Source organism: Parasutterella secunda, assembly GCF_024733725.1.
GTDB classification, from domain to species: domain Bacteria; phylum Pseudomonadota; class Gammaproteobacteria; order Burkholderiales; family Burkholderiaceae_F; genus Aphodousia; species Aphodousia faecalis.
Map to the genome: position 1 here is coordinate 33624 of NZ_JANRHP010000005.1, position 24290 is coordinate 57913.

General features: G+C 45.2%; 21 protein-coding genes, 2 tRNA genes and 1 CRISPR repeat array. Of the genes, 7 read left to right on the plus strand and 16 right to left on the minus strand.

Features of this window, described 5'->3' with window-relative positions; genetic code table 11:
- Nucleotides 1-28 precede the first annotated feature (28 nt).
- Together NW199_RS06135 and NW199_RS06140 are read left to right on the plus strand one after the other, a co-directional pair.
- Nucleotides 29-556: a pyridoxamine 5'-phosphate oxidase family protein gene (locus NW199_RS06135; RefSeq protein ID WP_022472875.1), complete on the plus strand. Its 528-nt coding sequence runs from the start codon at nt 29-31 to the stop codon at nt 554-556.
- A 6-nt stretch (nt 557-562) separates the two neighbouring features.
- Nucleotides 563-1195 (plus strand): carbonic anhydrase, encoded by a 633-nt coding sequence (locus NW199_RS06140; protein WP_258333960.1) that lies wholly within the window; start codon nt 563-565, stop codon nt 1193-1195.
- 255 nt (nt 1196-1450) lie between these two features.
- Here NW199_RS06140 and NW199_RS06145 read toward each other — a convergent pair whose 3' ends face one another.
- Genes NW199_RS06145 through trxB form a run of 3 tightly spaced genes read right to left on the minus strand, consistent with a single transcriptional unit; the run spans nt 1451 to nt 3774 of the window.
- On the minus strand, nt 1451-2095 hold the full coding sequence (locus NW199_RS06145; protein ID WP_258333961.1) for a nitroreductase family protein: 645 nt from the start codon (nt 2093-2095) through the stop codon (nt 1451-1453).
- Nucleotides 2096-2104: 9 nt separating this feature from the next.
- Nucleotides 2105-2809, minus strand: coding sequence for a Smr/MutS family protein (locus NW199_RS06150; protein WP_258333962.1), 705 nt, complete (start codon nt 2807-2809; stop codon nt 2105-2107).
- Between the two features lie 5 nt (nt 2810-2814).
- Entirely contained in the window at nt 2815-3774 is a 960-nt protein-coding gene (trxB, locus tag NW199_RS06155; protein WP_258333963.1) for a thioredoxin-disulfide reductase, read from the minus strand.
- A gap of 147 nt (nt 3775-3921) precedes the next feature.
- Between trxB and NW199_RS06160 the strand changes: the two genes are divergently transcribed.
- Nucleotides 3922-6339: a DNA translocase FtsK gene (locus NW199_RS06160; protein WP_258333964.1), complete on the plus strand. Its 2418-nt coding sequence runs from the start codon at nt 3922-3924 to the stop codon at nt 6337-6339.
- Nucleotides 6339-6974: an outer membrane lipoprotein periplasmic chaperone LolA gene (gene lolA / locus NW199_RS06165; RefSeq protein ID WP_258333965.1), complete on the plus strand. Its 636-nt coding sequence runs from the start codon at nt 6339-6341 to the stop codon at nt 6972-6974. Before NW199_RS06160 ends, lolA begins: the two co-directional genes overlap by 1 nt.
- 131 nt (nt 6975-7105) lie before the next feature.
- On the opposite strand, the gene NW199_RS06170 is transcribed toward lolA, so the two are convergent.
- On the minus strand, nt 7106-8608 hold the full coding sequence (locus NW199_RS06170; RefSeq protein ID WP_258333966.1) for a UxaA family hydrolase: 1503 nt from the start codon (nt 8606-8608) through the stop codon (nt 7106-7108).
- A 158-nt stretch (nt 8609-8766) separates the two neighbouring features.
- On the minus strand, nt 8767-10206 hold the full coding sequence (locus NW199_RS06175) for an amino acid permease (protein WP_249092035.1): 1440 nt from the start codon (nt 10204-10206) through the stop codon (nt 8767-8769).
- A gap of 469 nt (nt 10207-10675) precedes the next feature.
- Here NW199_RS06175 and argH point away from each other — a divergent pair, with 469 nt between their 5' ends.
- The 3 genes from argH to NW199_RS06190 are packed head-to-tail and all read left to right on the plus strand — an operon-like array spanning nt 10676 to nt 14154.
- Nucleotides 10676-12070 (plus strand): argininosuccinate lyase, encoded by a 1395-nt coding sequence (argH, locus tag NW199_RS06180; protein WP_258333967.1) that lies wholly within the window; start codon nt 10676-10678, stop codon nt 12068-12070.
- A 3-nt stretch (nt 12071-12073) separates the two neighbouring features.
- Nucleotides 12074-13030: an ornithine cyclodeaminase family protein gene (locus tag NW199_RS06185; protein ID WP_249092037.1), complete on the plus strand. Its 957-nt coding sequence runs from the start codon at nt 12074-12076 to the stop codon at nt 13028-13030.
- 2 nt (nt 13031-13032) lie between these two features.
- Complete coding sequence (locus NW199_RS06190; RefSeq protein ID WP_258333968.1) at nt 13033-14154, plus strand: aminotransferase; 1122 nt, start codon at nt 13033-13035, stop codon at nt 14152-14154.
- A 115-nt stretch (nt 14155-14269) separates the two neighbouring features.
- On the opposite strand, the gene NW199_RS06195 is transcribed toward NW199_RS06190, so the two are convergent.
- The 11 genes from NW199_RS06195 to cas3 form a co-directional block, all read right to left on the minus strand.
- Nucleotides 14270-14345: transfer RNA gene (locus NW199_RS06195), tRNA-Asn, on the minus strand.
- Between the two features lie 41 nt (nt 14346-14386).
- Nucleotides 14387-14462: transfer RNA gene (locus NW199_RS06200), tRNA-Asn, on the minus strand.
- Between the two features lie 530 nt (nt 14463-14992).
- Nucleotides 14993-16059: direct repeats of the CRISPR family, unit length 28 nt; unit sequence GAAACACCTCCACATACGTGGAGAAAAT.
- Nucleotides 16060-16101: 42 nt separating this feature from the next.
- Nucleotides 16102-16398, minus strand: coding sequence for a type I-E CRISPR-associated endoribonuclease Cas2e (cas2e, locus tag NW199_RS08800; protein ID WP_373691802.1), 297 nt, complete (start codon nt 16396-16398; stop codon nt 16102-16104).
- On the minus strand, nt 16376-16873 hold the full coding sequence (gene cas1 / locus NW199_RS06205) for a CRISPR-associated endonuclease Cas1 (protein WP_258333969.1): 498 nt from the start codon (nt 16871-16873) through the stop codon (nt 16376-16378). Before cas1 ends, cas2e begins: the two co-directional genes overlap by 23 nt.
- Nucleotides 16848-17321, minus strand: coding sequence for a CRISPR-associated endonuclease Cas1 (locus NW199_RS08805; RefSeq protein ID WP_373691810.1), 474 nt, complete (start codon nt 17319-17321; stop codon nt 16848-16850). The genes cas1 and NW199_RS08805 overlap by 26 nt, the downstream gene beginning before the upstream one ends.
- On the minus strand, nt 17224-17946 hold the full coding sequence (cas5e, locus tag NW199_RS06210; protein WP_258333970.1) for a type I-E CRISPR-associated protein Cas5/CasD: 723 nt from the start codon (nt 17944-17946) through the stop codon (nt 17224-17226). The genes NW199_RS08805 and cas5e overlap by 98 nt, the downstream gene beginning before the upstream one ends.
- On the minus strand, nt 17939-19006 hold the full coding sequence (cas7e, locus tag NW199_RS06215) for a type I-E CRISPR-associated protein Cas7/Cse4/CasC (protein WP_258333971.1): 1068 nt from the start codon (nt 19004-19006) through the stop codon (nt 17939-17941). The genes cas5e and cas7e overlap by 8 nt, the downstream gene beginning before the upstream one ends.
- Nucleotides 19007-19023: 17 nt before the next feature.
- A complete protein-coding gene (cas6e, locus tag NW199_RS06220; protein ID WP_258333972.1) occupies nt 19024-19644 on the minus strand; it encodes a type I-E CRISPR-associated protein Cas6/Cse3/CasE in 621 nt (206 codons plus the stop codon).
- Nucleotides 19645-20130 carry a type I-E CRISPR-associated protein Cse2/CasB gene (gene casB, locus NW199_RS06225; RefSeq protein ID WP_258333973.1) on the minus strand — a complete coding sequence of 162 codons (486 nt, stop codon included), beginning with the start codon at nt 20128-20130 and terminating at the stop codon, nt 19645-19647.
- A complete protein-coding gene (casA, locus tag NW199_RS06230) occupies nt 20127-21632 on the minus strand; it encodes a type I-E CRISPR-associated protein Cse1/CasA (RefSeq protein WP_258333974.1) in 1506 nt (501 codons plus the stop codon). Before casA ends, casB begins: the two co-directional genes overlap by 4 nt.
- Nucleotides 21632-24178, minus strand: coding sequence for a CRISPR-associated helicase Cas3' (gene cas3 / locus NW199_RS06235; RefSeq protein WP_258333975.1), 2547 nt, complete (start codon nt 24176-24178; stop codon nt 21632-21634). Before cas3 ends, casA begins: the two co-directional genes overlap by 1 nt.
- Nucleotides 24179-24290 lie beyond the last annotated feature (112 nt).

A 24290-nucleotide genomic window follows, 5' to 3' on the forward strand; every position in this document is an offset into this window, starting at 1 on the left:
TGTCGAATGAGCAAAAAGGGGCTTAAAAATGTCGATTACCACAACGATTCATACTGAAATGCGCCGCCAAGATCGGGCGGTGGATGATCCCACCATCATCAAAGCGTTCTTGCATCGCTGCAAGATGGTGACGTTGGCTATTCACGATGAGCCTTTCCCGTACATTGTTCCGTTGAGCTATGGCTACGAAGTCAACAATGACGGCTTGATTTTTTATTTCCATGGGGCGGCGGAAGGCCACAAGATAGAGCTTTATAACAAAAATCCGCATGTCAGTTTCTGCGTGGCTGAGCCGGCAGCAACCATTATTGAAGATAACCCCGCGTGCCGATCCGGTCAGAATTATTTTTCCGTGGTGGGCCGTGGTGTCATGGAACGTTTAACGGGAGATGATCGCGTTAAGGCCATGGATGCCATCATGCATCACTACATGGGAGATAACGGAGAGTTTTCTTGGACCTATCCTCAGGAGATGCTTGACAATATGGCTTTCTGGGCTCTTCGTGTACACGAATTGTCCGCAAAGACTCGTCAGGAAATGGCTTTCAGAAAGTAGTCTGATATGCAAAATTTTCACGATTTAATAGGAGGCTTTCACCATTTTCGAGCCAACTATTTTCTCAAAGAAAAAGAATTCTTTGAGGCATTGGCTCATTCGCAAAGTCCCAAGACAATGGTGATTGCCTGCTGCGACTCCAGAACGGATCCGGCCATCGTTTTGGGATGCAAGCCCGGAGACTTGTTTGTTGTCAGAAGCGTGGCGGCGATTGTGCCGCCTCCGGAAAAAGCCGGCGAGTATGACGCGGTCATGGCCGCGGTGGAGTACGGCGTTAAACACCTCAACGTTGAAAATATCGTTGTTATGGGCCACTCAAATTGTGGAGGCATTGCCGGACTTTTTAATCCGCAAACCTTAAAAGATGAGCGATATATCAATCGTTGGGTCTCTTTGGCGTGTCCTGCTGTTCATAAAATCGATGAAGAAAATCCGGATGAGTCTAAGGCAGAAAAGGCGCGCCTGTGTGAAGAAGCCACGGTTTTGTTATCAATAGAAAATTTGCTCTCGTACCACTGGGTGGAGGAAGCTGTTCAAGCGGGAACGTTAACCTTGCACGCTCTTTATTACGATATGCACAAAGGCTTATTAAGCGTGTGGAATGGTGACTCGGAAAATTTTGAGCCTATTGCCAAGTAGATTGGATACTCTAACTCAGGCAGAGATTGCGCAGCGTTGCCTATGGAGTCAGAAGGTGATTTAAGCGTTTGAAAATGCAAAACCCAATGCTACGGTTAGTGCGCTTTTCCTTTATTAAAGGCAACGTAGCTCAACATCGATTGGGTGGAATGCAAACCCAACAATCTTGGAGATGAACGAAAACTGAAAAGTTCGTTTCCATTTTGATGTCTCAAAATAGAGTCGGAAGTCCGGTCACCCGACTCTATGAATTATCTAGCGCAAAAATTCGATCACACGTTTTCTCGGAAGGCGAGATTTGGGCCGACTGGCATTAGAGTCGTTTTCTGCACGGTAACCCAGGGCAATGCCGACAACGGAACGTTCATTTTTAGCTTTAAAGCCGAGGATCTCATCGAGCTTATCAAAATCAAACCCGCCCAATATCGTTGAGTCAACACCAATCGCTGCAGCCGCTACGGTCACGCATCCTAAAGCGATAAAGGCTTGGTTGCTGGCATACCGAAAGAGTCCTTCAGGATCATCATCGAATTTGTGCGAGTAAGTCAGGCGGATCACATCCGGTCGTTCAGGACTTTTCCATCCTTTATATCGACCATCAGCCTCTTCTTGGCGGTAGAGCTCATCGAAAAATTCTTCGCTAAAGCAAGTCGGAACTGTGAAGATAATCAGCTGAGGGGCTTGCATGCGTTCTATGTTGAAGTCCTTGACTGCCGGCATGATTCTTTCTTTCATTTCGGGCGTGTCGATGACGTAGAACTTCCACGGCTGAATATTTGTCGAAGAGGGTGACAGTCGCAGTACTTCCAGAAGCGTATCCATGTCCTGATCGCTTACTCGGCGATTCGGATCGTAGTGTTTAGTGGTGTGGCGAGTACGCATTAATTCAAGAATATCCATCGCGAACTCCTAAAACTTTTTAGCAATCAAAACACGCAGTGCACCGGATCCGCCTTCCTCAATCGGAGCTTGAACAAATGCCTGAACCTCGCGCATTTGTCGAAGCCATCGTCTGACAAGACCTTTGAGAACCGGTCCTTCTTCCCCGCTGTTGATGCCTTTACCTGTGACAATGCGAACACAGCGGATATGAGCTTCGCGAGCCTGAAGGATAAAGTCCACAAGGGCACGTCTGGCTTCTTCGGTGCGGTAGCCGTGCAAATCAAGGTGCGCACCAACGGGCCAAAGTCCTCGAGACAATTTTTGCGCAAGATCGATGCCGCAACCCACGGCAATGTACTCACGGTCTCCCCAATCGTCAGCACTGGCTCCATCATAGCTGTCCGAAAGACCCACTTCGGCTCGCAATTTCAAAGGGGTTTGTTGAACCTTAGGGCGGGGAGGCTTTTTTGTCGGCATCGCCCGCACATTTTTGTTTTCCAGCTTGGTGACGCCTAAGCGCTGCATTTCCTTTTCAAAAAGATCGATTTCGGAGGCATCCCGTTCGGTCGGTGTAACGCCGATGCGCTTCATTTCAGCGGCAAAAAGGGCGCGATCATCGTCTTCTTTTTCACGCCTTTGAAGTCGGGCGGCGGCTTCCTTTTCCCGGATGATCGATTCTTCCGAAAGTTTTGTTTTAATGCCTTTTAAAGCTTCAAAACCTTTTGCCCGCATGGCTTTTACTCCAGGCTTTCCAAGTAGCGTTGGGCGTCCAAGGCGGCCATGCAGCCGGTGGCGGCACTGGTTACTGCTTGACGGTAAACAGGGTCTTGGCAGTCACCTGCGGCAAATACGCCTTCAATGTTGGTGGCCGTAGCCGCGTGATGACCGGTTCCTTGGGTAACAATGTAGCCGCCCTCAAGAATCAACTCATCGGCGAAAATCTTCGTGTTGGGGGAGTGGCCGATGGCGACAAAAAGGCCATCTACAGAGATGCTTTCATCGGGCTTTCCGTCGGTGCTCTTTAACAGAACGCCGGTAACGCCCTGATCGTCACCGAGCACTTCTTTGACTTCGGCAAACAGATGCAGCACGATCTTGCCTTCCTTGACGGCATGCATCAGTTTGGTGACCATAATCGGCTCGGCTTTGAAAGTGTCGCGGCGGTGGATGAGGTGCACGATGCTTGCGATATTGGACAGATAAAGCGCTTCTTCAAGAGCGGCATTGCCTCCGCCCACCACCGCAACGGGTTTCTTACGATAGAAAAAGCCGTCGCAAGTGGCGCAAGCCGAAACGCCACGTCCCTTGTAGCGGGTTTCTGATTCCAAACCAAGGTATTTGGCACTTGCGCCGGTGGCGATGATGAGCGCGTCACACGTAAAAGTCTTGCCGGAATCGGCTTCCAAGCGAATCGGCTTTTCTTTTAAGTGCGCGGCTGTGATGACATCAAATTCAATTCGCGTGCCGAAACGTTCCGCATGATCCATGAAGCGTTGCATGAGATCGGGACCTTGAGCACCGTTGACGTCTGCCGGCCAGTTTTCTATTTCAGAGGTTGTCATCAGTTGTCCGCCCTGCTCCATGCCGGTGATTAAAAGGGGATTTAAATTGGCGCGGGCAGCGTAAATGGCTGCCGTGTAGCCTGCGGGACCGGAACCGATGATAATAAGCTTTTCATGTTGAATGTTTTCTGACATTTTTAAACCTCTTTACTCAGTAGATCAGTTCATTGTATCCGAGTGCCATTGTGAAAAGCACAGAAAAATTGAAAACAATAGTCAAGAAGCGTTCAAAATGAAAACAAACCCCGTAAAATGGTAGGGTTGATTTCAGACGATAGATTGATGAAAAAACCAGCTCTCATAAAAGAAAAAGCTAAGAAAAACATATTGCAACCGTCAGCCCGCAAATCTTCACGTACGAAGGCCGCAACCGCTCCTGTCACGGTGAGCGCCGTTGTTAACGATCCTGTTCCCGTTGAGGATAAACGCAGAAAAATCAGGCTCGGATCGGTGGCAGGCGTCTGCCTGCTTGTTTTCTCGGTTCTATACCTTTTAATGCTGATCTCCTATAACCAGGCAGATCCGTCTTTTACCCACGCGGCTCCCAATGTTGCTCCTAAAAATTGGATCGGTCTACTGGGAGCTTGGGTGTCCGATATTGCCTTGTTTGCATTAGGGTGGTCGGCTTACTGGCTTTTCCCCGTAGCCTTGATGAGCGCCTGGCGTTGTCTGAGTCCTCATTACAGAAAGCTTTCTTTCGGCAGAATTTGGCACCTTTTCGGTTTACTGATTCTGTTGTGCGCGAGCACGTCTCTTGAGGCGCTCAGGTTGTATTACTTGGCCGAGCCCTTGCCCGGACAGGCGGGCGGTGTTCTGGGCCAATCCGTCATGACCGCTTGCGTCCCGGTGGTCGGTGCTTTGGGCTTAACGCTTTTGATGGTGGTGCTTGCCATGAGCGGCGCGGCCATCTTTTTCGATTTTTCATGGCTGGATGTGACCGAAAAAATCGGCACGCGCCTGGACCGCATTTGGCATTTCTTTACTGATCGACATGAGGCTAAGGTTGATCAGCAGCAGAGAAAAACCGCTCAGGAAGAATTGGCTCAGCAGTTTAAGCAAGACATCCCGGCGTTGAAAAATTCCGATGATGTCATTGATGTGCAGCCCGAACCCGTGCTTCCAGCCGTGAGCCGCCCTGTGATTAATCCGCAGGCAAAAGTGAAAAAGTCGGAAGTGGCGCTAGAGGCTCAGCAAGATACTTTGTTTGAAGACGCTTCTCAGCCGATTCGTCCTTCGCTGCGTCTATTTGATCCGGCGGGCAATACGGAGCCTTCTATTGATAAGGCTTCGCTTGCTGTTATGAGCGGCTTGATTGAAAGTAAGTTGGCCAGTTACGGCGTGACGGTGAAGGTGAAGGCAGCCAACCCGGGTCCTGTTGTTACTCGTTACGAAATTGAATTGGCCGAAGGGGTGAAAAGCTCAAGCGTTAAGAGTCTTGAGTCTGATTTGGCTCGTGTTTTGTCTGTTCAGTCAGTGCGCGTGCTCGATACCGTGCCCAATACGCCCTACATGGGCATTGAAGTGCCTAATCCGCGCCGGCAACTCGTGCGTATTTCAGAACTTTTAGGCTCGCAGGACTTTGCTAAATCCAAGGCGCTTTTACCCTTGTGTTTAGGCAAACGCATTACCGGTGAGCCGTTTGTTGTTGACTTAGCCAAGATGCCCCACTTGCTTGTGGCCGGTACCACGGGTTCGGGTAAATCGGTTGGCGTCAACAGCATGATTTTGTCCCTTCTTTATAAGTTTGAACCTTCCAAACTGCGCCTGATTCTGATTGACCCGAAGAAGGTGGAATTTGCCTACTATGAAGACATCCCGCATCTCCTCTGTCCGGTTGTCGATCAAATGAATGAAGCCAAGCACGGCTTGCAGTGGTGCGTCAAGGAGATGGAACGCCGCTATAAATTGGCCCATAGCATCAAGGTGAGAAACCTTGAAAGCTATAACGCGAAGGTCAAAGAAGCGCGCGAAGCGGGGACGCCGCTTATGAATCCGCTTGCAAAGAATGTCGGTGAAGAGGTCGAACTTGAAGAGTTGCCCTACATCGTCGTGGTGGTTGATGAATTGGCTGACCTTTTGATGATTGATAAAAAGGGCGTGGAAGAGTCGCTTATTCGTCTGGCTCAAAAGGCTCGTGCGGCCGGCATTCATTTGATTTTGGCCACGCAACGCCCCAGTGCCGACGTCATCTCCGGGCTTTTGCGCACTAATATTCCGTCTCGCGCGGCGTTTCAGGTGGCCACGGGTTCCGACAGCCGCATCATTTTGGATCAGACCGGCGCTGAAAATCTTTTAGGTAACGGGGACTTTCTCTTTAAGATGCCGAGCCTTCAGGTGCTTGAACGCATTCAGGGGGCCTTTGTTACGGATGAAGAGTTGGAGCGCGTTACCCAAGCCCTGCGTCAGATGGCTAAACCCAACTATGTTGACGATGTTCTCGTCTCCGAAGAAGAGGAAGCGGCAGAATCCGACGAACCGCGCGGCACAAACGGCGGCAGAAAAGATCCGCTATTTGATAAAGCCGTTCAGATTGTGGTGGAAAGCAACAAGTGTTCGGTTACCTATTTGCAAAGACGTCTTGGAGTGGGTTATCCGAGAGCGGCCAACATTGTCGAAGACATGGAAGCCGAAGGGATTGTTAGTCCGGCTGACTCCAGCGGTCGCCGAACCATTAACGCCAGAAATAATGAGGGCTTGTGATGAAGTGCTTTGTGAGTGCGGCCGTTTTGACAGCGCTTGGTTGTTTCAGCGTGGCTTCTTTTGCCGCTGCGACCGATGATTTGAGTCGTTTTTTAAAGAATGTGACGAGTGCACAAGGCTCCTTTGAGCAAAAGGTTTTTACTCGTGAAGGCGAAAATAAAGACGCGGCCGGTACCGGTGACTTTGCATTTCTTCGCCCGGGTAAATTTAAGTGGCACTACAACGCGCCTTTTGAAGAGCTCATTGTGACCGATGGGAAAACGCTTTGGCTCTATGACACGGAACTTGCGCAGGTCACACAAAAACAATTGTCAGGAGCGATTCCTGCTTCTCCTGCTTCGCTTTTATTTGGAGCACAGGATTTTCGTAAAGATTTCAATGTCGAAAATTTAGCTTCAAAAGACGGGTTGGATTGGCTAAAAGCAACACCGAAAGACGACAGTAATGCCTTTTCTGAAGTGCGAATTGGCTTTAAAAACGGTTTGCCGCAGGAAATGACACTTAAAGATAATTTCGGGCAGGAAACACGCTTGTCTTTTGAAAATTTCAAAACCAACGTTAAATTGCAGGCTTCAGACTTTGTTTTCAAGATTCCCAAGGGTGTGGAAGTGCTTAAAGACAGTAGTTCTTTTTAGTAGTTCAGATTCTTCAACGTTAATAACCAGAGCTCTACACGAAATAGAAACTCCCGCTTAAACCATATTCTCAAAGCGGGAGTTTTTTGCGTGCTAAGACCTGAAGTTTTATCCAAGTCTACAGAAGCGCTTTAGACGAAGCGGCAAACGTGATCAACGGCGATATCGGAAAAACCGTAAGCTTCAGCCTTTGTCAGTTTGCCGTTGGCGATAGCGACGATCTCGTCAAAAAGTTCCGCTCCCATCGCTTGGTAGCTTTTTTCGCCGCGCACGATAGGCGAGAGATCGTAGTCCATGTTGTCTTCCATGCACCGATAAGTCCGCTCATTAGCAGTCACTTTCATCACCGGAGCAATGGCGTTACCCGTGGGAGTGCCTCGTCCTGTCGTGAAAATTACCACTTGACAGCCGGCCGCAACCATTGATGTGACCGATGAGATGTCATAGCCTGCGGTGTCCATGACAATGGCGCCTTGGCGAGTGGGGCGTTCGGCTTGCTGAAGCACTTCAACGATGGGACGCGTGCCGCCTTTTCGAATGCAGCCTAAGCTCTTTTCATCCAAAGTCGAGAGGCCTCCGGCTTTGTTGCCTGGAGTGGGCTGGCCGGCTCGGCAGTCTTGACCGACAGCTTTGAGATGGTCTTCGTAGTCGCGGCAGATTTTGATAACTTCGTTGTGCAATTTGGTGGTCGCGGCGCGTCGGGCAAGCACATGTTCACCCCCAATCCATTCAATGGATTCGCTTAAAAGCGTACTGGCTCCATGATCAACCAAAAGATCGCTTAATTCACCCACGGCCGGATTGCTGCCGATACCGGAAGTCGCATCCGATCCTCCGCATTCAATACCTAAAAAGAGTTCGCTCAGATCAAAAAGCTCTTTTTGTTGCATGCCGGCTTGGGCGGCCATTTCGCGTGCGGCTCGTACCGCTTTTTCAATCGTCTTGAGCGTGCCGCCTTCTTCCTGAATGCCAAAGGAGACAACCGGTTTTGAGGTCATGGCGCAGATCTTTTCGCGCAATTGTTTGTGTCCGACCGTCTCGCAACCAAGACCAATGATGACAACACCGTAGACATTGGGATTGCAGGCAAACCCAGTGAGAATTTTCTGAGACATGGCCGTATTGGCGGCCACGTCCGAGCACCCAGTGTTGAAAATGATGTTGACAGCGCCGCGTACTTGGCTGGCTACGATGCGAGCGGTTTCGCTGCCGCATGCGCAGCCCGGCAAAATAAGCACGTGGTTGCGGATGCCGGGACGGCCTTCTGCGCGACGATAGCCCCAGAATTTAACGCCGCTCTTTGTTGGTACAAACTGAGGAACTTCTTCGTCAGTTTCTTCAATGAGTTCGCTCTCGTAATCACGCGGAACGCTGTAAATATTATTGTGATCAACCAATTGACCGACTTCAATGGCGCAGGTGCTGCGGCCGATACGTTCACCGTACTTTAAAACATCCGCCCCTTTTTCAATCGGTTTGATAGCGACTTTATGACAGGCTGGAATGTTATCTTTGGCGATAAGAGTGCAGTGTTGACCGTCTTGCGAATAAATAACCTCAGAACCTAAAGCAACATCTTTAACACAAACGACGATGTTGTCGTTAGCGTTCATTAACAACGCGTTAATTTCCATGAAGCGATCTCCAAAAAGTTGAAAATTTTTCGCTCCATAGCATAACGCTGATTTTTACCGACGCATGGAAAAATTAGTTATCTTTAGACAAAACTCAAACTCCCGTTAGACGAATGCTAAACGGGAGGTTGAGTTTTTAGAGGAAAGGCAAAGAGCAATCAGCCGGCAATGGCTCGTGTTTGATTGCCTTGACTCTTTTGAGACAAATTGCCTTTTTTGACTTTTTGTGTGAGGTGGTAAATCACGTAGCACAGAACCGTGAAGGGCACGCCGCAGTAAAGGGCGATGCGTTGTGCCGGATCGATCCCCATACCCACCATGACAATGACGCACATGGCCCCGCCCACAATCGGCACCCACGGGAACCACGGGCTCTTGTACTTGAGTTCAGACAAGCTGTGGCCGGAGGCAATAAATTGCTTTCTGAAGCGGTAGTGGGCCACGCAGATACTGAGCCACACGGCCACGGTGGAAAAGCCCACAATCGAGGTGAGAATCACAAAGACCGTGTCAGCCGCCATGACGCTTGAAGCCAGAGCCAAGAGACCGCCCAGCATGCTAAAGGCAAGAGCGTTGACCGGCACGCCGCGCTTATTGAGCTTGGCAAGACCGGCGGGCATCATACCGTCGTGTCCCAAGGACCAAACCATACGGCCGGAAGCAAACAAGCCCGTGTTGGCCGAAGACAAAATCGCCGTGATAATCACGAAATTGAAGATGTCGGCGGCATAGGGGATGCCCATTTGTTCAAAGACCGTGATAAAGGGGCTCTTGGAGACTGTGGCCGCTTCTGAGGGCAGAAGCGTTGCGACAATCAAAACCGTACCCACGAAAAAGACCACCAGGCGCAAAAGCGAAGCGCGCACGGCCATCGGAATAACCTTTTCGGGGTTATTGGTTTCGCCGGCGGCCACGCCGATCAATTCCGTGCCGGAGTAGGCAAAGCAGACTGTCACCATGGTAAACAGAAGCGGTGTGATGCCATTAGGCAGCAAACCTCCTTCGCCCACCAAGTGCGTCAGACCCGGAGAGCCGGATTCACCGAAGGGAATCACGTCAAAGAACGCGCATGCGCCCAAGACGATGAAAACCTGAATCGTCACGACTTTGATAATGGAGAGGAAAAATTCGCTTTCAGCAAAAAAGCGCGTATCCACCACATTAAGTAAGAAAATAATCGTGCCGAAAATCAAGCACCAGGACCACACCGGCACCTGCGGGAACCAGTATTGCATGGCAAAGCCCACAGCGGTAAAAGCCGTGCCGAGGGTGACGGTCCAGTTGAGCCAATACAGCCATGCCACGGCATAACCCGAAGCAGGGGAGATGTATTTGCTTGCATAAAGATGGAAAGAACCGGGATCAGGGTGAGCGACGGAAAGTTCGCCTAAGCTCAACATGATCAGGTACACCATAAATGCACCGATCAAGTACGCAAGCACGGTACCGAAAGCACCGACGTTTGCGATGATATGACCCGTTCCAAAAAAGAGTCCGCTGCCGATCACGCCGCCAAGACTCAACATAATCAAATGGCGCAATTGCATCGAGCGTTGAAATTGGGACTCGTTGTTCGCCGTAATGTTTTGGGAGTTCATAATGCCTTTCCCCCAAAGTGCTGCTATTGCGTTCTAGCGCCGAGGGTACACAGGCTATTACCCAAGGACTCAGGATCTTGTCTTCGACGAGTAGATTCTCGCTTCGAAGCTAGTCCGACAATAACAACTTGTTTTAAAAAGATGTCCGTCGTCCAAACGTTCATCTCGCGTTTTCTCGGAGGTTGTCTCCCCCGATACGGTGGTCAACACATTTAACAGTTTTTGGTTGTTTGACACCGCGATATTAGGGATAAATGACCGCGATATCAAGAGCAGGACGAAATATTTTTTCTAACTGTCAAACTACACACAATATATACCATGAATAGCGATCAAAAGGGCATATTTTCCAATCTATGGTGTGTGTTTTTAGGGACAGAAATAAGACGCTTGTAGGCAAAATCGACTACAAAGTTCGGATTTAAGGCGATTAAAATAGTGGATGTTTTTGTGTTAAGCGGAGAGAGAAATGTCCGATGCTATGTGGGGCGGGCGATTTGACCTGCCGATGGATCATTTGGTTCAGGAATTCAATGCGACGATTTTGATTGAAAAGCGCGTGACGCCTTTTTCTATCATAGGCAGCACGGCGCATGTGCATATGCTTGCTGCGCAAAACATTCTGACGCAGTCAGAAGCCGATACGATTCTTCAGGGTTTACAAGCCGTCCGTCAAGAAGTTGAGGACGGCAAATTTGTATTTGATGTGGCTGATGAAGATATTCAGATGGCTATCGAACGACGGGTGACCGAACTCGTCGGCGCGGTGGGAGGCAAGATGCACACGGCGCGTTCCCGCAACGATCAGGCGCAATTGGATGTCAGACTTTACACGAGACACGCAATCGAAGAAATTATTAAAGCGATCCGTGATTTGCAGCGAACGATTATCGCCAAAGCTGAGCAATACATGGGGGTGATGTTTCCGGGCTATACCCATTTTCAAACCGGGCAACCCATTTTGTTTTCCCATTGGATGATGGCTTATTTTTGGATGCTTGAGCGCGATATCGGGCGTTTTGAAGACGCCTACAAGCGCTTGAATGTCTGCCCATTGGGGGCGGCTGCCATGGCGGGAACCACTTTCCCGATTGATCGTGAAATGACCGCTAAAGAAATGGGCTTTGAGGGACCGAGTGAAAATTCAGTCGATACGATCGGCGATCGTGATCATTTGATTGAAACAGACTCCGCTGCCGCTATTTGTATGATGCATTTAAGTCGTTTGTGCGAAGAAATTGTGCTCTTTACCAGTCAAGACATTCACTTTTTTGAATTGTCTGATGATTTCTGCACGGGTTCTTCCATCATGCCTAATAAGAAAAATCCGGATATCGCCGAAAAGATTCGCGGCAAAGCCGGCCGAGTGTTCGGCAACCTTCAGGCGATGCTTGCGATGATGAAAGGGTTGCCCCTGGCCTTCAATACCGATATGAGTGAGGATAAAGAGCCGACGTTTGATTCTGTGGATACGCTTCACATGAGTCTTCGTATATTGAAACCCATGCTTGAGAAGATGACGGTTAACGCAGAGCAGGCTAGAGTGGGAGCGGGCAGGGGATACTCCAATGCCACGGACTTGGCGGACTACCTCGCCCGCAAAGGCATTCCTTTCCGTCAGGCTCACCACATCGTCGGTCACATCGTCAATTACTGCATTAAGCACAATACGGATCTTGAACGCATGACGCTGCAAGAGTACAAACAGTTTTCCGATGCGATTGAAGACGATATTCATCAATTCATCACGCTTGAAGCCTGTGTGGCCGCTCGCCGTTCATTCGGTGGTACTGCACCGGAACGGGTCAAAGAACAAATTGAGCGCGCTCGCGCCCGCCTAGCTCTTACTCATTGCGGAGTTTAAAAAATGTCAGTTTTAACGTTGACGCAAGATGATGTTCTCGGTGTTTTACCAAAAGTGGATGTTTTTTCAACGGTTGAATCCATGTTTGCCGCCTTGGGGCGGGGAGAGGCTGTTCAGCCTAAACAGGTTCAAACGCTTTTCCCTCAAGGTAAAGGTGACTTCATCAACTACAGTGGCGTTTGGATGAGTGCCGGCGTGTACGGTTTAAAAACATCACCCTTTATTGTTCAGGAGAAGGGCTATACAGTCACCGCCTGGACTCTTTTAATGTCCACGCAAACGGGCAATCCTTTGCTTTTAGTTGATAGCTCCAGACTTACGCTCGAGAGAACCGCGGCAACGACAGCCGTTGCCGTGAAATATTTGGCTTGCGCTAAAGCTCGCCGTCTGGCCGTAATCGGTACAGGCCCTCAAGCGTTGGCGCATATTCGCTACGTACAGGGTCTTCGCGATTGGGACAGTATTCGAGTGTGGTCCCTGAACAGTCATGAGTTATCCGAAGACAAGCGGGAAGAATTCTTTAAAGCCGGTCAAGGCAAGTTGCAATTTGTGCAGACGAAAGCTCAGGCGATAGAAAAGGCCGATGTGATCATGCTTTGCACTAGCGCGGCCGCCTCCGTTCTTGAAGCCAAAGATATTGACGGCGCTCCCTTAATTACGTCAATCTCCACCAATGCGCCGGGCGCCCATGAAATTGATCCTGCCCTGTTGCCCGTGATGGACGTTTATTGCGACTGCTCGGCTACGACCGCTACGGTGGCCGGCGAAATGAAACAGGCTATTGAAGCCGGAATATGGAGCGCAGAGCAAGTTAAAGGCGATTTAGGAGCCCTTGTAAATCACACCTGTGATTGTCCCGTCTATGACAAACCGGTCTTTTTCCGCTCAATCGGTCAAGGTCTGGAAGATATTGCCGTGGCTTTGGCAGTGTTCAAAGAAGTTCAAAAGAAGGATAAATAAAAATGAAAATTGAAGCGTTCGGTGTAGAACAATGGATGAATGAGTGGGAAACGAAGTGCGCCTACAACGTTGCGGAAACCTGCGTGGAGTCCATTACGGTTAAAGAACTTCTTGAATTAGCAGGAGTCAGCGAGCAAAAGATGACTGCTGACCTTCTGGATAAAAAATTAACCTACGGTTGGATCGAAGGCAGCACGAAAGTCCGTGAGTTAATTGCTGGGCTGTATCAAAAGCAAACGCCAGAAAACATTCTCACAACGCATGGCTGCATCGGTGCGAACATGTTGGTGCATGAAACGTTGGTGGAACCCGGTGATCATGTGATTTCCGTGATTCCAACCTATCAGCAGCACTATTCCATTCCGGAAAGTTTCGGCGCACATATTGAAACCTTGAGGTTAAAACCGGAAAACGGTTTTTTGCCGGACTTAAATGAATTGCGTGCCATGGTCAAGCCGCACACCAAACTCATTTGTATCAACAATCCGAATAATCCCACGGGCGCTTTGATGGATGAAAAACTGCTTCGTGATATTTGCGAGATTGCCCGCTCGGTTGGTGCTTGGGTTCTTTGTGATGAGGTCTATCGTGGTTTAACCCAAGACGATGTATATAGCCCCTCTGTGGCTGATCTCTACGAAAAGGGAATCAGCACAGGCAGTATGTCCAAGGTGTTTAGTTTGGCCGGTTTGCGTTTCGGTTGGATCGCAGCGCCCAGAACACTCATTGAGGCGGTTTTGCATCATCGTGACTACAACACCATCAGTGTTGGCATGCTCGATGAATACTTTACGGAAATCGCCCTTGGCGCTAAAGACAAAATTTTGGCCCGCAATCGTCAAATCATTCGTGAGAACCTTCAGATTTTGGACGAATGGGTTAAAAGTGAGCCTCGAGCCTCTTATGTCAAACCCAAAGCCGGTACAACCGCGTTCGTCAAAATCGATACGGTCTTGTCTTCACATGAATTCTGCGAGCGTTTAGTCAAGGAAAAAGGCGTGATGTTTACGCCGGGTTCTGCCTTGCATACCGAAGGTTATGTCAGAATCGGCTACGCTAATAACAAAGAGGTCTTGAAGAAGGGACTTGCTTTGACGAGTGAATTCTTGAAAGAAATCCCGTAGTACGGTACCAGAGATGCCGAATTCTGAATAAAGTGTTGGAATTCGGCATAGCTCTTTGAATAGGTGCTGAAAAAACAAAACCTGCACTTCGCGAAAAAGTGCAGGTTTTTCAATATGGCTCCCCGAGTTGGGTTCGAACCAACGACCTGCGGATTAACAGTCCGTCGCTCTACCGACTGAGCTATCGGGGAATGAAGAAGTCCGAAAATCGAACTCAATCATATGAATTGTTTGGCTCCCCGAGTTGGGTTCGAACCAACGACCTGCGGATTAACAGTCCGTCGCTCTACCGACTGAGCTATCGGGGAATCGAGACTGACAATTCTACGCATTCTTTTAAAAAAAGCAAGGTTCTTTCTGAAAAATTTTGGATCTGTAAATGCAACTCGTAGAATTTAGAACAGTAAATCTTCTGATTCATCCGATTCAAGCTTTGCTTATCTAGTCGGTTTTTAGTCAATTTCATCAAGGCTAGTTTTTTGTTGTTCATCAATTCTTCGAAGCTTATTCATCCGTTCGACTATGTGACGTGTTGAGGTTTGGGAAACCGCTGGACGTGGGGTAAATTTTTCGTTGTTGTTTGCATTGGAGTTTCAAAAGGCATCTCAGGCTTCTTGTTGAGGTGAGTATTTATTGACTCGGTAGTGAAACTGATTATGCCAAATCAGATAATTAGGAAAGTGTTTACTGCCTCTTACAAAAAAGGGGATAAGAAAGCTCATCAGAGAACTGTACATCTGATTGACGTTTTGAATATGATAGATCCCTTTTTATTTGCCCTCAGTAACTGAACACCTTGTAAATAATGTTTTTTTGATTAAATAGCAAGAAATATTGGGAAACACCTCCACATACGTGGAGAAAATTTCCCAGTCCCGGGATGCCGCTCCCATGACCCGGAAACACCCCCACATACGTGGAGAAAATGAAATCATCCGGGTATTTGGATACCATACCGGGGAAACACCTCCACATACGTGGAGAAAATACTTTTCAACCATCAACGAAACTCCTTGGCATAGAAACACCTCCACATACGTGGAGAAAATTCTTCTAGGGGCTTCTTGTCTAACCCATAGCAAGAAACACCTCCACATACGTGGAGAAAATCATGTAGAGCATTTTCAAAATTTCATGAAGCGAGAAACACCTCCACATACGTGGAGAAAATCAGATCGATAAGTTTCTGAATCGCCTCGTCAAGGAAACACCTCCACATACGTGGAGAAAATCTAGTCGAAAAACGGGAGTCCCTATAACATCTAGAAACACCTCCACATACGTGGAGAAAATCCCGAAAATCTCGTAGTGCTGGCAGTAGTACCAGAAACACCTCCACATACGTGGAGAAAATCTACAAGACCGTTTAGCTGTGCTAAATAACTGGGAAACACCTCCACATACGTGGAGAAAATAAATCATATCGATCAGAACGAGACCACATACGAGAAACACCTCCACATACGTGGAGAAAATGACCAGAATAACGGGTACGAATTTCCATCAAGAGAAACACCTCCACATACGTGGAGAAAATCTTATTCAAAGACTTTCCGGGTGGCAAATGTTCGGAAACACCTCCACATACGTGGAGAAAATAGATGACTGCGATATTCATACGATTATTGATCGGAAACACCTCCACATACGTGGAGAAAATTTAAATTCTGCGTCGGCATTGGGATCATCACGAGAAACACCTCCACATACGTGGAGAAAATTATATGCTTGGCTTGTTCGGTGAAGCAGGTGAAGGAAACACCTCCACATACGTGGAGAAAATTAAAGTACATTATTACCTAATGCAATATATGTAGAAACACCTCCACATACGTGGAGAAAATCCAGCAAAAATGTTTTCGGCATGCCCAGAAATGGAAACACCTCCACATACGTGGAGAAAATAGCAATATATTGAAATTCTCGTTTCGGTTAACGCATATATTGTTATAAATCTAATTTAAGTATTTTATTGTTCGCCACAATGAGTTGTAAATTGGTTACTCTGATCAATTGTTTGTCCGATTGACCGAATGTGTGGATTTTATATCCTGGAGATGAAGTTGAGGATTCAATTAGAAGGCTACCAGCTCCCAATTTTTGCTTTAATAAAAAATGAGTGATCTTTTTGGAAAGGTATCCACTTACTCCTGTGACAAATACCCCTGGTTTTATTTCGACAAACCATAGTTTCATTCTGCCGCGTACTGCAGGATGCAAGTCATTCGTGATTAGAACTATCATTTTTGAGCTCTAATATACTGGAGATGTCTTTAGGGATTCTTTCTAAAAGTCTTTTATCGATAATTCGCTGTACAAAAGCAGTTCGAAGTCTTTCGGCCAGATATACCCCAGCCATTTCTTTTGTAATCGAAAATGCCAGATCAAAGGAAAATTCTGCTTTGTATAAATCAGCAATGTCATATACGAATGGCAGTGGGCTGCCAGAATGAATAAAGCCGATTTTAGGAGATAGTCCCATAGAGTTAACGCAAGCGGTGATTAGGCTATAAAGCGCAGTATTGCAGACAGTGATACATTTATTGGTCAAATCGCTGACTTGAAACTCACCTGGCTTATAGTTTCTTCCTCTCCATAAGACATCGTATTTGGCGGCCAACTCATAGTAAAGATTTTTTACTCTGATCCCTTCCAAGCCCATTAATTCTTTTATTGTCTTATTGTTGACAACGTCACTCGGAAAACGGAAAGAAAACATTTTTTGCGCAATCTTTTGTCTTTTTTTTAGGGTCTGAATATAGTGATAGTTGTTTGATCAAATTGCGAGTGTTTTGTGTCGGAGTTTGACCAACCGCGTAATAAAGAAGACTATCCTCTCCAACCCACGAAACCATACAGTTAACCATAGCTAACACTTTGATGGCCTCGTGAGTTATAGAAGTGCCGGGGCCCAACAGTATTGATTCAATGGTAGCTATTGGCAAGGGGATAACTCTACCATCGGAGTCAATCCACTTGACACTACTATCATCAACTTCTAACCGGCCTCTTTCCAGATAAAGAAATGGGTATCTGTCTTTAATTTGAGGCAAAAATTCTTTATCTACTTTAATCAGTAATCGATTGGTCCTCATTGTCATTGTCGATAATGGTAACAAAACGATCGGAGTACTCTTTAAATTCGCCAAATCTTTTTGCAATATCATGCAAAACAAGAATTTCTCCTTGTTCTGGGAAGCGACCTTCAATGATCATTTTTGAGCATTGCCGCTGTTTATTTTGAGCGATGCTTTTAGCCGCAGAAAAAGCCTCATTTTCAGTATTAAATGTTCCCTGATAAATCCATTCTGACGGTACACAGTTCTTTCTACCCAAACTAACAAAATAAACAGGATTGATTAGGCTTTGAGCAATCTTTTGGCACAATTCTGTATCCAATTCCCAAATTACTGCATAAGTGGCATCCTGTAAATAGTAACGATGAGTGATTTTTGATCCTGGACCGTTCGGCGCCTTGCCAGCAGAAGTTTTAGGAATTAATAGTGATTCAAAAGGATCTTTATTATCGTAACCATTTCCAACTGTTTGAAAATCACGAAGCAGAGAGTGCTCAATGTTCTTTTTCGTAAAAGTCAGGACGCTTACTTTCGTCTGAGAAAGCTCACAGAGAAGCTCCTTTTGTTCTCCACGGGCCCCCATGGAAGCGCAGACCATTCCGCATAGAGCAGATTTAGTCGGGAATTTGAGTGACTCCCGTCTTCCAAAGCGGGAGTCATCACCCCATGACTGAAAAGGCCCTTCCAACCATAGTAGTAAATATGTCTTACTCATAGCAGATAGCTTTTTGAAGAACTTGGATTAATTCATCTATAGTGCCTTGTTGGGCTGATAACTCATATTCACAGAGTTTGCCAAATAGGCTTCCGCTCATTCTTTCTTTGCAGGAGAGGAATTCATTCAACGCAGCAATACTTGGTTGCAAATATCCACCGCCTTTCCTGGAGTCATACCGAACAGGTTCATCACAAGAGTACTGTAACGGTTGACCTTTTCTAATATAAACTTTTGCGTAATCCCAACCACACTCTCCAGCTAATGTGTGTTGACGAGCCTGAGGAACTGCGAGATAAAGTGCTTTAACGAAAGCTTCAATCGCTTTTTGTATTTCAGTTGATTGTCGATTTTCAATTCCCAATGTCTCTGCAAGTTGTCCTAGATCCAAACAGACATAGCGGTAATAAGTAGCGGAATTGAATTCTAGAGATCCCATATGAGCAGACCCCTCTTGTCCCTCTATGGTAAAGTCGTCCAGAGCTGTAAAAAAGTCAACATCAGTATTAACTTTATGAGTTGATATTGAGTGAGAGAAAGTACTAGCAGCTTCGATATTGAGTTCGGGAGCTTTGGCGACCATCCTCCCAAAAAGAGCAAGATCCAATCCATCAAGAGCAGAAATATGAGTCTTTTTCGAAATTTTAATAATGTCTTTTAACAAGTCTTTGTCTTGAGGTAGATCAAAAGAATGTTCTTGGGCATATTGAGCATATGCTTCGACTTCTCGTTCAGATATGAAATACAAAGTATCTTTTGCTAGAGCATCACCGATTTTAGTTGCACAGGTTTTTGCTTTTTCTGCGTCTGCCTGTCGTTGTAAGCAAGCACGCTCAATCATGTCGGCGATATGTTTGGTCCGAACAGCAAGTTTTACGTTTAAATCTCGAAGAGTCAGTCGAACCTGTCTTTTCCAACATTGAGAACTGACACGAGCGCGAGTAATTCCACCGACAATGGCTGTTTTAGGCGAGCCTAAATCATCCCGGTTTAGGCAGGTGACTGGAAAACTCTGAAGAATATGGAATTCAATTCTTGTTTTTGCAAAAGGATTTGTCATGTTATGTCTCACAAAAGTTATTGTTGAAATGGAACAAGTTGCAGTAAACCGCAACCAAATGCGTGTGCTCTGCCGATGCCGTGACGGAACGAATCAGAAAATCGACCGAAATCAGTGACTACAAGGCAGCCGCTGATTTCTGCCCTGGCAATAGTCAGTGATCTTCCATTTTTTCCTTTAAACTGAGAGACCTCAACAGAATCTACACTTAGATTGACAACAGAAAAGCCCCAGGATCGTAAGGATTTTTCTGAAAACCATTGTGCGATATTAGTTTTTCCGATGATGGGACGTAATTTTCCGCTGAATTTATCTCGAACGGTTGGATTTACAATAACTCGAAAACGGTATTGTGGAAATGTCAGAAAACTATCAGGGACATTTTTGGTGATAATGTGACCATCTTTAAAAGTTAAATTGGTAGGTGCTCTGTCTGAAAGAATCAGGAATTGTCTTCCAACAGTGTTTCTTTTCTGTTCAGCAAATAAAAATCCGCTTCCGACTGAGGCAGTTTTCTCATCTGAACTTCTATAATCTTTAAACAAGGAATAGATAACCCTATGAACACTGTATTCATCTGAGATTTTGAGGAATTGTAGATCCTTAAATCCGAGGGTTAATTGTGATAAGAAAAACACTTACAGCTCCTCTGAAGAATAAAATTCTTTCATCCATTTAATACGTAAATTGTCCCTTTGATTTTCATATCGAAATAGCATTAAGTCTTTTAAAAGTGATACGTAATCTACATTGATATTTTTACTTGAAATCAATGCTATTAATCGTCTCAAACTCGATGCTAATTCTTGAACATTTTCACAAGAACAGATTTTTTTGATTCTCAAGACTGCAGCATCACTGTTGCTTTTGTCTGTATAGCAAAGAGCTAAAGCACTGGCAAAGTTAATTGAACCGTTCTTGTTGACGTTGGAGCGTGCAATTAAAGCCATGATGGTGAGTGCCGCTGTACGCTCAAAAACATCGTCTGCTCTAACACCGTGTTTAAGTAAAAATTCAATACAGCGGAAATTTAATCGAGAGGAGTCGGCTCTACGAAAGGCAGCTCTAAGCCCTTTATCTTCTATCGAAGAGAAGATAGTTGAGACGAATTTTTCTTCATTCATAACTTTCTTTTCCCGGCAGGTGAAAAATTGGGGTGAAACTTAGTCCAACTCATCAGTTGTCTGCTGGTGTTGTACGGACATAAGTCAGAATAAATATTGGCTAATATTTCAGAAACTTTTAAGTGTATTTTCTTTATCGCTCGCTGCTGCTCAAAATGATTTTTTTCTGCACAGGCGTCAATAATATTTTGACAAAGTGTTTCAACTTTGGTCCAAAATAAGTTTTCACCTAATTTCGTAATGGCTGTATCAAGTTTCATGTCTTCGCAATATGAATGAATACACCTTTCGAGTTTCTTAGCCTTGACATTCAACCAATGTATTTCTTCACAAAAAAGACTATACCAAGCACTCTCGCAGAGTTCTTGCAATGATAGTTTGAAAGAGGACGCAACATAATCATCCGAACCGGATACAAACTGTTCTCCAGCTTTGTTACTGACTCGAATTCCTCCAGACCAAAAGCGTACGTCCTTAAATAAATGTTGATGGTTTGAGTTCAATAAGGTCCGACAGTGATGGTTGAAGATAGAAAGCTGCGCACAATATAAAGTTGGTTGTGTTTGGACGGTGCTGAGAATTGCGGTTAACTCTCTCCACGGCCTTTTCATAGGGTTAACAATTAAAACTTTGGGCTTATCTCCTAATGTGATAGAAACTGTTGTATCGAAAACATGATCTTTGGAACTCGGATATTGAATGCCCTCAGTTAAATGAATATCTTGATTTTCAATCAAACAAAAGCGACAAAGCGGTACGAGTCGTCCTAGTAGACTACTGCGTAATAATTTTGCGGTAGAGCAATCTTCACCCGTCGGCATTTTTTCCCAGGCGGCACGACCTTTCCCTGAAGGGAAAAGAGCTCGTGCTTTTTCTGTTTGAAGCTGATTTTCAGTCCAAAGATTAAGCCAAAGTGTTTCCCAAATATCTTGACCTTGCACATAGGTGTGTAGTAGACCGGACTGTTCAAGTGAGCAAGCCGGTTTCCCCGATTTTGATTTTCCGTTATATCCCTTTGTCAGAATTAATGAGTTATCTGTCTTCTTACCACCAAAGGCGAAATTTTGCATTGTTACTAAATACAATGCCAATTCCGCATCAGTGTAATTTCTAATTGTTTGCGTCTGTGTAAGGACTGTCGTATTTCCAGACGCTATTTCTGAGATGACAACAGCAAAAGGCTTAGGTGGAATAGATGCCACTTGTGGCATCTGTAAAAAGGGGGTAGTGCCGTACAAGTCGAAGTTATTTTCATGATCGTGAAGGTACTCCAAAGTCTTTGCAGCAAGACCTTCAGCAGTCAAAGACAACCAGTCTTTTTCATCTTTCGGAGTTATCGCACTTTGAGCGATCGCCAAAAGTAACTTAAAAATGGAGATTTGCTCAATTGGATTGCCGCCGATTGATGGAAAGGGTGTAGAAAAAATTTCACGTAAACTCTTTTTATCAAATCCGGTTACGGGTATCCAAGGTTGTGAAATTAAAGAAAATGACTTTGTCATCAATATGTCCTTTTTAAATATTCAAGTCCTAAATTGCCAACTGACATACCGAAACGATAAGAATATTCGGATGGGTAGTCTTCCCCTAGCGATTTAAGTGTTCCCTCATTGTCGGCAATGGCAATCCAAAGTGGAGTTCCCTCTAAATAGAGGTATTGATCCAAATGGAACTTTTCTTTTAAAAGGTTGATATCAGTTGTAGGGGTGAAGTGATTTTTCCGAATGGACATAAGTAATAGATCCATTGTTTGACACAATTTTCTGCGTAAATGGAGATCAGTACATTTCCACGGTAATGTGATAACTTCACCGTCAAATGTTCGGATTATAGTTTCTTTATTTCTATCATCAGACACAATAGATCGAACAATAAGAACATCAACATTTGGGTCTGACAACCTAGTTTGTTGACAATTTTCAGTAACCTCTGCATGTCTTGCTAAATTTTGCATTTGCAAAATGCCTTTTCGTTTGCCATCGCCATGTAACATAGTATGTAAAGGGACGGAAAAATAAGGATCCGACTCTTCTCTTTCTTTGTACACACTTTCGATTAAAGTTCGTATTTCAGTAGGAATACAGAATTTTGAATATTTGCGAAGAACTTCAATTGTTCTTCTTAAAATATAAGGGTAGTACACTTTGTAAGTAGCCCAGAAGTCTTCGTTTAAGGCTTCATCCTCATTCGCATTTGGGACAATAATCCATGCTTGTCTTTTAGCTGTTCGAGGTCTCTGAATAAAATCGTGTCGCCATAAACGACCAATTCTCTGTAGCAAAAGGTCAATAGGAGCGAGACGAGTAACAAGACAATCCGCGTCAATATCTAAAGATTGTTCAAGCACCTGGGTGCCTACTAAGATGCGTCCTTGTTTATTGCGGATAGAGCTACCGTTCTTCCCAAAACAAGAAACCCAATAATCTTCCAATTGTCGTCGATGTGTAGGTAAAAACTTGGAATGAATAAGTCCTAACTCTATGTCGGAAGTATCATATTTAGCTAAAATTTCACGATAAATTTTCTGTGCGTCAGAGACGGAATTTTCGATCCAGAGAATTTGTTCGCCTGACCTGGCTTGCTTTAAGATTGTTTCTAGAACTGTTGTTGTGTCGTTTTCTAAATGAAGACTAACCATTCGTTGGGAGTTAATGGGTAGAGGACGCTGAATAATTGTTTCCTTGCCTGTACACGAGGTGGTAAGAGGATATGACTCATTGAATTTAATAGGCTGAGTTCGTGGGTAAAATCTCAGCAACGATTCTTTGACAATGCTCGATAGGGTGGCACTTAAAATTAAAACGGTTGATCCTAAAGAGTAAAGTTTCTTAACCAAAGTTTCCAGAAATACGCGAGTAAAGAAGTCATAAGAGTGCACTTCATCAAGAATGACCACTTTCCCTGCTAAACCAGCTAGTGTCACAAAACTTCTTTTATTTATCATTGAAGCGAAAAGAGCCTGATCTAAAGTGCCAACCCCAAAGGTATCTAAAATTCTTCGATTTTTTTGTGAGAACCAGGATTTTGCAGGTGCAAATTCCCCCGAGTTGAATCGTGAGCCAACAATAATTTGAGAATTTAAAGTTGAATCTGGTTGAATTTTTGAAATAAATTCATCAACACGTTCTTTAATCTTTAAAGAGGTTAAACAAGTGGGTAGGGCGAAATAAATTCCTCTAGCTTGTTTTTGATTCAAAACTTTGTAAGCGGCATACAAAGCAGCTTCTGTTTTACCAGAACCCATAGGAGCTTCTAAAATAAAAACACCGGGACCATTAACTGAATCAATAAATTTTTGCTGTGTTTTTTTGGGAGTGAAGCCGAAAATCTGCTCAAACGATAAGTTTTTTTTGATTTTTGGAACAAAAAATCCATTCTCTTTCAACACTTCTGTTTTAAATTGTTCCCATTGAACGTTAGGATTCTCAAACAATGCAGACGAGCCAAGCCAGTCTGCCTGTTGAGTGATACCAGCGATAGTTTCGATTTGAGGACTATTAAAATTAGGGATCTGTTTAACCTGAAAGTAATCTTTTAATTCATTGAAAAGATTCCTTCGTTCTTTTTCCCATGAACTTCCACCCAAGAGTGCATTATTTGAGGTGAAAAGAGCTAAATTATCTTTGATCAGAATTTGATGATGCGATCCTAAGGCCCAAGCTAGTTTGTCTGTTATTCCAAAATCTCTTAATGCGATATAAGAGACTCCGCCATGGAACTGATATCTCTCTTCTATTGCCCGATCACGTATGTCAGGCTGCTCTTGTTTTATGGTTTTTTCTAGTTTGCTTTGGAACTTCGGTGAAATTTTACCTAGATCATGTAAGGAAGCTAAGAAGCCGATAGTATTTTTATCAGTAAGTTTAAAAGAGTCCTTTGGTAAAAACTCGGCCAATTGTTGAGCAATGCTTCCAACTATCTGACAGTGTTCTAAGACACTTCGACCAGGTGATACGACACCTTCAGCATTAACCCATGTTTTTGCTAAACAATCTCGGAACGAAGGAGCCGTATAAGTTGTATTACTTTCTACTTTAGGTCGTCTCATATTTACGCGAGAAGCTCAGTGCTCAATTTGAGCTCTTAGTCTTTAAATTATTACTGATTTCTATACACTAACTTAACAAACTTCAGATTAAGATGCAATGAGTTTTAATTTG

Bases quoted from the DNA above. Each gene is read 5' to 3' on its own strand.
- NW199_RS06135 (WP_022472875.1), top strand. From the start codon at position 29: ATGTCGATTACCACAACGATTCATACTGAAATGCGCCGCCAAGATCGG.
- NW199_RS06140 (WP_258333960.1), top strand. From the start codon at position 563: ATGCAAAATTTTCACGATTTAATAGGAGGCTTTCACCATTTTCGAGCC.
- NW199_RS06145 (WP_258333961.1), bottom strand. From the start codon at position 2,095: ATGGATATTCTTGAATTAATGCGTACTCGCCACACCACTAAACACTAC.
- NW199_RS06150 (WP_258333962.1), bottom strand. From the start codon at position 2,809: ATGCGGGCAAAAGGTTTTGAAGCTTTAAAAGGCATTAAAACAAAACTT.
- trxB (WP_258333963.1), bottom strand. From the start codon at position 3,774: ATGTCAGAAAACATTCAACATGAAAAGCTTATTATCATCGGTTCCGGT.
- NW199_RS06160 (WP_258333964.1), top strand. From the start codon at position 3,922: ATGAAAAAACCAGCTCTCATAAAAGAAAAAGCTAAGAAAAACATATTG.
- lolA (WP_258333965.1), top strand. From the start codon at position 6,339: ATGAAGTGCTTTGTGAGTGCGGCCGTTTTGACAGCGCTTGGTTGTTTC.
- NW199_RS06170 (WP_258333966.1), bottom strand. From the start codon at position 8,608: ATGGAAATTAACGCGTTGTTAATGAACGCTAACGACAACATCGTCGTT.
- NW199_RS06175 (WP_249092035.1), bottom strand. From the start codon at position 10,206: ATGAACTCCCAAAACATTACGGCGAACAACGAGTCCCAATTTCAACGC.
- argH (WP_258333967.1), top strand. From the start codon at position 10,676: ATGTCCGATGCTATGTGGGGCGGGCGATTTGACCTGCCGATGGATCAT.
- NW199_RS06185 (WP_249092037.1), top strand. From the start codon at position 12,074: ATGTCAGTTTTAACGTTGACGCAAGATGATGTTCTCGGTGTTTTACCA.
- NW199_RS06190 (WP_258333968.1), top strand. From the start codon at position 13,033: ATGAAAATTGAAGCGTTCGGTGTAGAACAATGGATGAATGAGTGGGAA.
- cas2e (WP_373691802.1), bottom strand. From the start codon at position 16,398: ATGATAGTTCTAATCACGAATGACTTGCATCCTGCAGTACGCGGCAGA.
- cas1 (WP_258333969.1), bottom strand. From the start codon at position 16,873: ATGTTTTCTTTCCGTTTTCCGAGTGACGTTGTCAACAATAAGACAATA.
- NW199_RS08805 (WP_373691810.1), bottom strand. From the start codon at position 17,321: ATGATATTGCAAAAAGATTTGGCGAATTTAAAGAGTACTCCGATCGTT.
- cas5e (WP_258333970.1), bottom strand. From the start codon at position 17,946: ATGAGTAAGACATATTTACTACTATGGTTGGAAGGGCCTTTTCAGTCA.
- cas7e (WP_258333971.1), bottom strand. From the start codon at position 19,006: ATGACAAATCCTTTTGCAAAAACAAGAATTGAATTCCATATTCTTCAG.
- casB (WP_258333973.1), bottom strand. From the start codon at position 20,130: ATGAATGAAGAAAAATTCGTCTCAACTATCTTCTCTTCGATAGAAGAT.
- casA (WP_258333974.1), bottom strand. From the start codon at position 21,632: ATGACAAAGTCATTTTCTTTAATTTCACAACCTTGGATACCCGTAACC.
- cas3 (WP_258333975.1), bottom strand. From the start codon at position 24,178: ATGAGACGACCTAAAGTAGAAAGTAATACAACTTATACGGCTCCTTCG.